Here is a 7,992-nt window from a genome sequence, read left to right as displayed (position 1 = left end):
CCTCCACCCCCTCCCGCCACCCTCATCCCCTAAAAATTAAATTCATTAAAAAACAAATAATTAGCAGATTAACTCCTCCACCCCCTCAAATCCCAGGCCCGTTTTTTGCTTGAAATTTCAAGTGAATTTTAATGCTTTACCCCCCATCCAAGAGTTCGCCCAAGCGACCCGTTCCACGTCTTACCGTGCGAGGCCCCCCATGACACCAGCGACCCGTGTTTGCGACGATCACTTCCAGGCCTGGCTCAGCCAGATCAACGAAGCCTGCGGCCACTTCAACGCCCGCAAGCTCGACGCAGGCTTCGTCGGCCAGCTCGAAAAGTGCCAGGTAGGCCAGATTTCCATGAGCATCGTCGACATGACCCACGTCCACCTGTTCCGCAGCGCCCGGGAGATTCGCGCCAGCGGCGCCGACAACTACTACGCCGTGCTGCAGATGGCCGGCACCTCGCATATCGAACACCAGGATGCCCGCATCGAGCTGCGGCCCGGCGACCTGACCCTGATCGACGCCAGCGCCCCACTGGACATGCACTTCCACCAACGCTCACGGCAACTGTCACTGATCCTGCCGCGCCCCCAGGTGCAGAGCGGTACCCGCGGCGTGAGCGTGGCCTGCGCAAAACGCATCGAAGCGCAAACCCCATTGGCCAGCATGGCCCGGCAGATGATGCTCGAGGCCGGCCGCACCCAACACATGGCCAACAACGAAAGCCAGGCCGTGCTCGATGCGCTGATCGCCCTGCTGCGCCCGGCCATCACCCATGACTCAGTGCCCGGCAGCCATCAACGGATGTTCCGCAAGGCCCTGTCGCTGATTGACCAGCGCATCACCTGCGAGCAGCTGACCCCTGAACTCATCGCCCATGAAGTGGGCATCTCCATGCGCAGCCTGTACCGCATCTTCGCCAAGCACGACTTGGTCATCGCCCAGTACATCCGTAACCGCCGCCTCGACTTCTGCGCCGAAAGCCTGCGCAACCCGGCGATGGACCAGAAAGTATCGTCGCTGGGTTATGCCTGGGGCTTTTCCGATTCGAGTTACTTCAGCACCGCGTTCAAGGGCCGCTTTGGCATGACCCCGGGCGAGTACCGCAAGCGTCACGCCAATTGACCCCTGTGGCGGGCCACACGCAACTGACAAGCCAAGCAAACACCCTGGCAGGCATAACAAAACCTGCCGGCCGGCACTGGCACACAATCAAACCGAACACCAACAAGAAGCAGCCCGGCGCTGCCTTACCCAGGAACCGTGCGTGATGTCGACCGTCGTATCCAGCAAGTTCATAGTGCCCTTTCTGCTTGCCGCCCTGGCCAGCCCGCTGGCCTTGGCCGAAGACTGTGCAGCCCCGCAACGCCAGCAAGGCGAACAGGTATTCGCGCGCGACTGTGCGGCGTGCCACTCGGCGCAAAAGGATGGCCCGACCCTGATGGGCCCCAACCTGCACGACGTGGTGGGCCGCACCCCCGGTAGCGTGCCAGGGGCCAATTACTCCCAGGCCATGAAAACCCGCCAGGCGGCCTGGACGGCACAAGCCATCGGCGCCTTCATCGCGCAGCCACAAGCCGCGGTGCCCGGCACCTACATGCCTTACGCAGGGCTGCCGGATGCCGACGAGCGCCAGTCGGTGACGTGCTTCCTCGCCGGCCTCAAGTAACGCTACCTGCCCACGAAGGCCCCGCAACGGGGCCTTCTGCGTTTTTCCCACCCCCTCGCATCAGCTTGGCACAACGCCAAAGGCAACTGGCAGCCAGGGCAAAAGCCCGTGCCGGGGCTTGCTTCATGATCATTGGCATGTCTTCGGAACTTCTGCCAAAAACCATGACAAAGGAAGCCAGACCATGCACCACCGCCCGTACCGCCGTACCTTGGCCGCACTCCTGGCCGGGGCTTCGCTGGGTGCGTCCGCGCACGAGCTGTACAGCGATGCCGAACGTCACCTGAACGCCAATGTGGAAGCCGTGTTCGGTGCATTCCACAGCGAACGAAGCTACGTGATTGGCCGTGACCAACCCGGCTCTACCTCCTGGCAAGAGGGCTACATCAAGTATGGTTTGAGTGCCGACCAGCGCCTGGGGAGCATGGGGGCGTTGTATGGCGCCTTTGCCCTGCTCAGCTCGGCGACCTGGGGGGACGGTGACGCAGCAGGCTTCAGCGACGGCAGCGAACGCACCAGCAAGATCGAAGATGCCTACCTGGGCTGGAAGTCCGGCAACCTGGTACCGCTGCTGGGCGAGGACGGTATCGACCTGTCGTTCGGCAAACAGATGGTCGCCGTGGGCGATGGTTTTCTGCTTCAGGGGGACTCGCTGAACGTTGGCCATGGCCTGGCCGATGGGCAGTTCAACCGGGGTGGCGCCTACTACCTGGCGGCGCGCAAGAGCTTCGACAAGACCGCCGTGCTGCGCCTGGGTGGCAGCAGCGGCTGGCGCGGCGACCTGATGTGGCTGCAATCGGACAACCGCGCCCAGGCCAACACCGAAATGCACGTCGCCACCCTGGAACACGTGGCGGACGCTGGCACGGTCGGCCTGACCTACATCGCCACCACCCATGTCGACGAGCAATACGCCTCGCCCCAGCAACTGGAACGCGACGGCATGAAAACCTACAGCCTGCGTGGCCAGGGCAATGCCGGGGTAGACAACCTGTTCCTGTCCGGGGAATACGCCAAACAGGACAAGCCCCACACCGCCACCGAGGATGCCTGGTATCTGGAAGCAGGCTGGACCTTCGCCAACCTGCCCTGGCAGCCGAACCTGAGCTACCGCTACAGCCGCTTTTCAGAGCAGTACGACACCTTGTTCTACGGCCTTGGGCGCGGGTTGGGGACGTGGTTCCAGGGCGAAGTGGCGGGCAACTATGCCGGGCCGTTCAATAGCAATGCGCGGGTGCAGAAGGTAGGCCTGGTGGTCAGCCCGAGCCCCACGCTGAACCTCGGGGTGATGGCGTTCAACTTCGATACCATCGACCGCAGGTTGGGCAATGTGGACGGGCGTGAGCTGGATATCTATGCCGAATGGACCCTCAATGATCACCTGATGGTCGTGCCCTTGGTGGGGTTGTATCAGCCGGATCGCAGTGCCGAGCAAGGGGGGACGCAGTTGGGCAGCAACAATGACAACCTGTATGGGCAGGTGGTGTTCGTCAGCACGTTTTGAGCGGGAGACTGCTGGGGCCGCAAAGCGGCCCCAGCAACAATGGCCCTACGCTCTACTCAGGCACCGGCAACGGCGCCTCGCTGTTCCACCCCGTAACCGGCCGGCTGAACAGGTTCTCGGTCTGGAAATGCGCCATGCGCCAGCGCCCCTCTTCAAACGCAAAGCGCACCGTCAACCGGGCGGCATTCAGGTGCGACGCGCCGTCGGCAAAGGTACTGGTCTGCAACATCACCCAGCGCCCAAGCCCTTCATCACCGGCCACCTCGATCACCTCGCTGGTCAGGAAGTGCACATTCAAGGCAAAGTGCGCCGGCGTCTTCATGTAGGTGGCAAACATCGCGCGGATCGCCTCGCGGCCACGGTAGCCGCCAAAGCTTTCGGCGTACTTGGCGCCCTTGCCTTCCCACACCGCCTCACGGCAGAACAACCCCGCCAGTTCATCGAGCGGTGAGCTGGCGTCCAACTGGTCGCACAGCGCCATGTAGCGGTTCATGCAGACGCGGATGGCCTGCTGGTGTTCGAAGCAGAGCAGCCGGGCCTGCAGTTCAAGGATATCGGTCATGGCTACGCTGGCCTCAGTGCTCGTTACCGGCATACAGGTTCAGCAGCAAGCGCTCGGCCACCGCCAACAGTTTTTCGTCGGCGCCCTTCGCCGCCACCAGTTGCAGGCCGACCGGCAAGCCGGCCTCGCTGCCCAGCGGGATGCTCAACGCCGGGTGCCCCGACAGGTTGAACGGCCGCACCAGCGAGGTCATGCCCAGCACCGCCCGGGTGTCGGCAGCATCCTCCAGGCGCAGCGGGAAGTCCGGCAGGGTCGGCAGGGCCAGGACGTCGAAGCTGGCCAGGGCCTGGTCGACTTCATCGGTAAACCTTCGACGCACCTCTTCAGCCTCGGCCAGCGCCGAGTCCGTGGTCTGCCCCGCTGCCGCCAGGCGCCCGGCAATATCGCTGCCGACCTTGCCGGTTTGCAGAAGGTGGCCACAGCCTTCGAATGTTTCGCGGTTGATCACCACCATGCCGGCGTCGTAGGCAGCGCCAAAATGCTTGAGCTCGACGTTGCCCAAAGGCAAGCCACTGGCCGTCAGCGCCCCGTGTACCACCTTGTGGATGGCAGCCTCGGCGGTCACCCGCAACACACCGATGCGCACCTTGGTCGGCACCTGGGCGGGGACGAAGGTGGGGTCGATCATGCTCATGGCACGCACCAGCATCGGCAGGCTCGCGGCGAACGGGCCAACGCAGTCGAGGCTGGTGCGCGCTGGCATCACGCCTTTGCGGCTTACCCGGCCGAACGTCGGCTTGAGGCCGAACACCCCACAGCAACAGGCCGGGACGCGCACCGAACCGCCGGTGTCGGTACCCAGGCTGAAGTCTGCCAGGCCCGCCGCCACCGCAGCGGCAGAACCGCTGGACGAGCCACCGGGAATGCGCCCTGGAAAACGCGGGTTGGCTGCCGTGCCGGTATAGCGGTTGATCCCGGTGGTGCCAAACGCCAGCTCGTGCAGGCTGACCTTGCCGGTCAGGCGGGCACCGGCGGCCAGCAACTGGCTGACCACCTCGGCATGGCGCTCGGCCAGCGGCGCGTCCTCTAACGCCTGGCTGCTGGCGCGGCTGGCGGTACCGGCGACATCGATGGTGTCCTTGACCACGACCCGGGGGCCGGTGCCGCCCAGATCAAGGGTTTCTACTATGATTGTCATTGTTGTGCAGCCCTCTTCAAGAATGGATGCCGGGCCTTGGCCCAGCCGCTAAAATGCGGGCCGATTACTTGAAATGTCAACTGAATATTCCAGTAATTCCCGACCGTTTCGCGGTAGCCAAATACGCGGAAACGGCTATGATGTCGCGACTATTTCCGCACAAGTAGTGAACCGATGAGCAACTCGAAAAACAAAGGCCACAGCCATCACGACCCGGCCAGCGATGAATTTCGCAAGGAGGATTTCCCCTTCTACTGGCTGGCCCGTGTGCATGGCCGTTACACCCAGAACATGGAGCGTCTGCTCAAGAAGATCGACCTCGACGTGCCGCGCTGGCGCGTGCTGTGGATCCTCAACGAGAACGGTGAATCGAGTATTTCCGAGATCTCCACCCATGCCATTGCCAAACTCTCGACCATCACCAAGATCGTCTACCGCATGAAAGACGATGGGCTGGTCGATACTGCGCCGAGCCCTGAGGATGGGCGCGTGACCCAGGTGCGCATCACCGAAGTCGGCCTGCAGAACATCGAGCGCATGCAGGACGTGACCCGGGAGCTGTTCCAGCGCAGCTTCAAGGGGCTGACCGAGGCGCAGGTGCAGCGGCTGAACCGGATGCTGGAAGTGGTGTTTCACAACCTCGAGACACCGTGAAAGCTGGGGCCGCGTGGCGGCCCCCAAATTCAGCAGGCTTTAGAGTCCTCGCACACCCGGTGATAGGCCCGGTTGAAATACACCAGCCCATCGTCCGCCCCGCCATGGCGGATATCCTGGATCTCGCAATAGAAAATGCTGTGCGACCCCACTTCATGCACCTGGGCAATACGGCAGTCGAAGTTCACCAACGCCTCCTGCATCACCGGCGCGCCGCTTTCCAGCACGGTCCAGTGGGTGGTCGCAAAGCGTTCTTCCGTGCTCAGGTTACGGTTGGCAAACGCCCCCGACAGTTCCTGATGGGTGCCGGCCAGCACGTTCACGCACAACGCGCCGTTGGCCTTGAATTGCTCGTTGGAGTAAGACGCGCGGTTCATGCACACCAGCAAGGTAGGCGGTGCGTCGGTCACGCTGCACACTGCCGATGCGGTGAAGCCGAAACGCCCTGCTGGGCCATCGGTTGTGATGACCGATACGGCGCCGCCGAGCAGCGCCATTGCATTGCGAAACTGGTTTACGTCTACCATGGTCATGCTCCTCAGATACCCAGCACCAGCTTGTTGGACTTGGCCCGCGAGCAGCACACCAGGATCTGGTCGTTCGCGGCTTTTTCGTCATCGGTCAGGTACACATCGCGGTGGTCCGGCTCGCCTTCGAGCACCTCGCACATGCACGTCCCGCAGACGCCCTGCTCGCAGGAAATATCAATCTTGATGCCGACCTGCGCCAACGCTTCGAGAATCGTCTGCCCCTCGGCGACCTGCACGGTCTTGTTGCTGCGCGCGGCCACCACTTCAAAGCCTTCGCCACTGGCATCGACCTCGACCTGGAAGTACTCCTTGTGGATATGGTCTTCGGTATAACCCTGCCGGCGAGCCCCTTCGATCACCCAGTCCATGAAGCCGGACGGGCCGCAGGTGTACAGGTGGGTACCTGGGTTGGCAGCGCCTAGCACCGCCACCAGGTCAAGGCGCTGTGCCGGGTCTTCGTCGTCGAAGTGGGTCACTACCCGTGCGGCAAACGGCGCCGCCGCCAGTGCCTCGAGAAACGCACTGCGGCTGCGCGAGCGCCCGCAATAATGCAGTTCGAAGTCCGCGCCCTGCTGGTGCAGGGCATGGGCCATGGCGATCATCGGCGTGATGCCGATACCGCCACCCAGCAGGATCGAGCGGCGCGCCTGCGCCGCCAGCGGGAACAGGTTGCGCGGCGCGCTGATCTGCAACGCGCGCCCTTCCAGCAAGGTCTCGTGCACCCCCACCGAGCCGCCGCGTGAAGCGGGGTCTTTGAGCACGCCCAGGCGATACACCGTGGCATCGGCCGGGTCGCTGCACAGCGAGTACTGGCGCACCAGGCCAGGCGCGACGTGGATATCGACATGCGCCCCCGCCTCGAAGGCCGGCAACGCCGTGCCATCGGCACGCCCCAGGTCGAGGACGACCACGTCGGCCCCTTGGATCTCGCGCTTGCGCACGACTACGTTCAACAATTGTTCATTCATGGCCGGTGTCCCGTGTAACGACAGGAGGCGCGCTGCGCCCCCGAAAATTTCAACGCATGAACAGGCCGCCGTTCACGTCCCAGGTTGCCCCGGTGGTGAAATAGGCCTCGGGCCGCGCCAGTTGCACGATCAGGTCGCCAAGGAAGCCGGCGTCACCCAGGCGCTGCACCGGGATGTTCGCCAGCAAGCCCGGCAGGCGCTCGGCTGGTACCGCGGCATGCACCGCCGGCGAATCGATCGGGCCGGGGGCAATGGCGTTGACCGTGACACCGCGGGCGGCGAATTCCTTGGCGAAGATCTTGGTCAGGGTGATGATCGCGCCCTTGCTCGCGGCGTAGTGGGCACCCGTGGCGGTGCCACCGTTCTGCCCGGCCAGCGAGGCCATGTTGATGATCCGCCCGTAACCGGCCTCGGCCAGGTGCGCGCCAAACACCTGGCAGCCGAGGAAGACGCTGCGCAGGTTGAGCCCGACCACTGCGTCGAGCTCCTCCGGGGTGATTTGCATCAGCGGCGTGGTCTTGGTCACGGCGGCGTTGTTGACCACCACGTGCAAGGCGCCAAAATGCGCCAGTACCTGGGCCAGGGCCTGCTCGAAATCGGCCTTGCTGGCGACGTCGAGCTTGACCGCCAGGGTGCGGCCGCCCTGCCCTTGCTGCGCTTGCTGCAGGTGTGCGGCGCTGGCCTGGGCCAGTGCCAGGTCGCGGTCCGAGACCACCACGTCAAAGCCCGCGGCAAGCAGTTGGGCGCAGAAGCGCTGGCCCAAGCCCTGGCCGGCGCCGGTTACCAATGCAACTTGGTTCATGGCCAGTTCCTCAAAGGATGTAGCCGATACCGGCAAGGGTATCGTCGCTGTTGATCAGGCTGATCACCTTGCGGTGGATCTTGAAACCGCCCGCCGCCCGCACCAGGGTGTAGGTCAGGTCGGCGCTGTAGTGCTTGAGGCTTTCCTTGCGGAACTCCCGCACGTTCTGCGCGCAG

The 7,992-nt window shown here is 63.7% G+C and carries 9 protein-coding genes; 4 read left to right on the top strand and 5 right to left on the bottom strand.

Translation table 11 applies throughout. The annotated features are described in order from the left end of the window. Positions 1 to 199 precede the first annotated feature (199 nt). From feaR to HU770_RS26585, 3 genes are all read left to right on the top strand, one after another. Entirely contained in the window at positions 200 to 1,114 is a 915-nt protein-coding gene (gene feaR / locus HU770_RS26595; protein WP_186666543.1) for a transcriptional regulator FeaR, read from the top strand. A 145-nt stretch (positions 1,115 to 1,259) separates the two neighbouring features. Then, positions 1,260 to 1,658, top strand: a complete 399-nt coding sequence (locus HU770_RS26590) for a c-type cytochrome (RefSeq protein ID WP_186666541.1) — start codon at positions 1,260 to 1,262, stop codon at positions 1,656 to 1,658. 184 nt (positions 1,659 to 1,842) lie between these two features. Then, positions 1,843 to 3,162, top strand: coding sequence for a hypothetical protein (locus HU770_RS26585; RefSeq protein WP_186666539.1), 1,320 nt, complete (start codon positions 1,843 to 1,845; stop codon positions 3,160 to 3,162). Between the two features lie 52 nt (positions 3,163 to 3,214). On the opposite strand, the gene HU770_RS26580 is transcribed toward HU770_RS26585, so the two are convergent. Together HU770_RS26580 and HU770_RS26575 are read right to left on the bottom strand one after the other, a co-directional pair. Continuing rightward, a complete protein-coding gene (locus tag HU770_RS26580) occupies positions 3,215 to 3,724 on the bottom strand; it encodes a nuclear transport factor 2 family protein (RefSeq protein ID WP_186666537.1) in 510 nt (169 codons plus the stop codon). 13 nt (positions 3,725 to 3,737) lie between these two features. Further along, positions 3,738 to 4,862, bottom strand: a complete 1,125-nt coding sequence (locus HU770_RS26575) for an amidase (RefSeq protein ID WP_186666535.1) — start codon at positions 4,860 to 4,862, stop codon at positions 3,738 to 3,740. A 174-nt stretch (positions 4,863 to 5,036) separates the two neighbouring features. Between HU770_RS26575 and HU770_RS26570 the strand changes: the two genes are divergently transcribed. Continuing rightward, positions 5,037 to 5,516 (top strand): MarR family transcriptional regulator, encoded by a 480-nt coding sequence (locus HU770_RS26570; RefSeq protein WP_033698723.1) that lies wholly within the window; start codon positions 5,037 to 5,039, stop codon positions 5,514 to 5,516. A gap of 29 nt (positions 5,517 to 5,545) precedes the next feature. On the opposite strand, the gene HU770_RS26565 is transcribed toward HU770_RS26570, so the two are convergent. The 3 genes from HU770_RS26565 to HU770_RS26555 are packed head-to-tail and all read right to left on the bottom strand — an operon-like array spanning position 5,546 to position 7,816. Continuing rightward, positions 5,546 to 6,043 carry a flavin reductase gene (locus HU770_RS26565; RefSeq protein WP_033698724.1) on the bottom strand — a complete coding sequence of 166 codons (498 nt, stop codon included), beginning with the start codon at positions 6,041 to 6,043 and terminating at the stop codon, positions 5,546 to 5,548. Between the two features lie 11 nt (positions 6,044 to 6,054). After that, positions 6,055 to 7,014 (bottom strand): PDR/VanB family oxidoreductase, encoded by a 960-nt coding sequence (locus tag HU770_RS26560; RefSeq protein WP_186666533.1) that lies wholly within the window; start codon positions 7,012 to 7,014, stop codon positions 6,055 to 6,057. Between the two features lie 49 nt (positions 7,015 to 7,063). Beyond that, positions 7,064 to 7,816, bottom strand: a complete 753-nt coding sequence (locus HU770_RS26555; protein ID WP_033698728.1) for an SDR family NAD(P)-dependent oxidoreductase — start codon at positions 7,814 to 7,816, stop codon at positions 7,064 to 7,066. Positions 7,817 to 7,992: the final 176 nt, after the last annotated feature.

Source organism: Pseudomonas sp. SWRI68, from assembly GCF_014269165.1.
GTDB lineage: Bacteria > Pseudomonadota > Gammaproteobacteria > Pseudomonadales > Pseudomonadaceae > Aquipseudomonas > Aquipseudomonas capeferrum.
The sequence above is the reverse complement of the archived record's forward strand: the minus strand, read 5'-3'. Positions and strand labels throughout refer to the sequence as shown.

Bases quoted from the DNA above. Each gene is read 5' to 3' on its own strand.
- HU770_RS26560 (WP_186666533.1), bottom strand. From the start codon at position 7,014: ATGAATGAACAATTGTTGAACGTAGTCGTGCGCAAGCGCGAGATCCAA.
- HU770_RS26570 (WP_033698723.1), top strand. From the start codon at position 5,037: ATGAGCAACTCGAAAAACAAAGGCCACAGCCATCACGACCCGGCCAGC.
- HU770_RS26565 (WP_033698724.1), bottom strand. From the start codon at position 6,043: ATGGTAGACGTAAACCAGTTTCGCAATGCAATGGCGCTGCTCGGCGGC.
- HU770_RS26575 (WP_186666535.1), bottom strand. From the start codon at position 4,862: ATGACAATCATAGTAGAAACCCTTGATCTGGGCGGCACCGGCCCCCGG.
- feaR (WP_186666543.1), top strand. From the start codon at position 200: ATGACACCAGCGACCCGTGTTTGCGACGATCACTTCCAGGCCTGGCTC.
- HU770_RS26590 (WP_186666541.1), top strand. From the start codon at position 1,260: ATGTCGACCGTCGTATCCAGCAAGTTCATAGTGCCCTTTCTGCTTGCC.
- HU770_RS26555 (WP_033698728.1), bottom strand. From the start codon at position 7,816: ATGAACCAAGTTGCATTGGTAACCGGCGCCGGCCAGGGCTTGGGCCAG.
- HU770_RS26585 (WP_186666539.1), top strand. From the start codon at position 1,843: ATGCACCACCGCCCGTACCGCCGTACCTTGGCCGCACTCCTGGCCGGG.
- HU770_RS26580 (WP_186666537.1), bottom strand. From the start codon at position 3,724: ATGACCGATATCCTTGAACTGCAGGCCCGGCTGCTCTGCTTCGAACAC.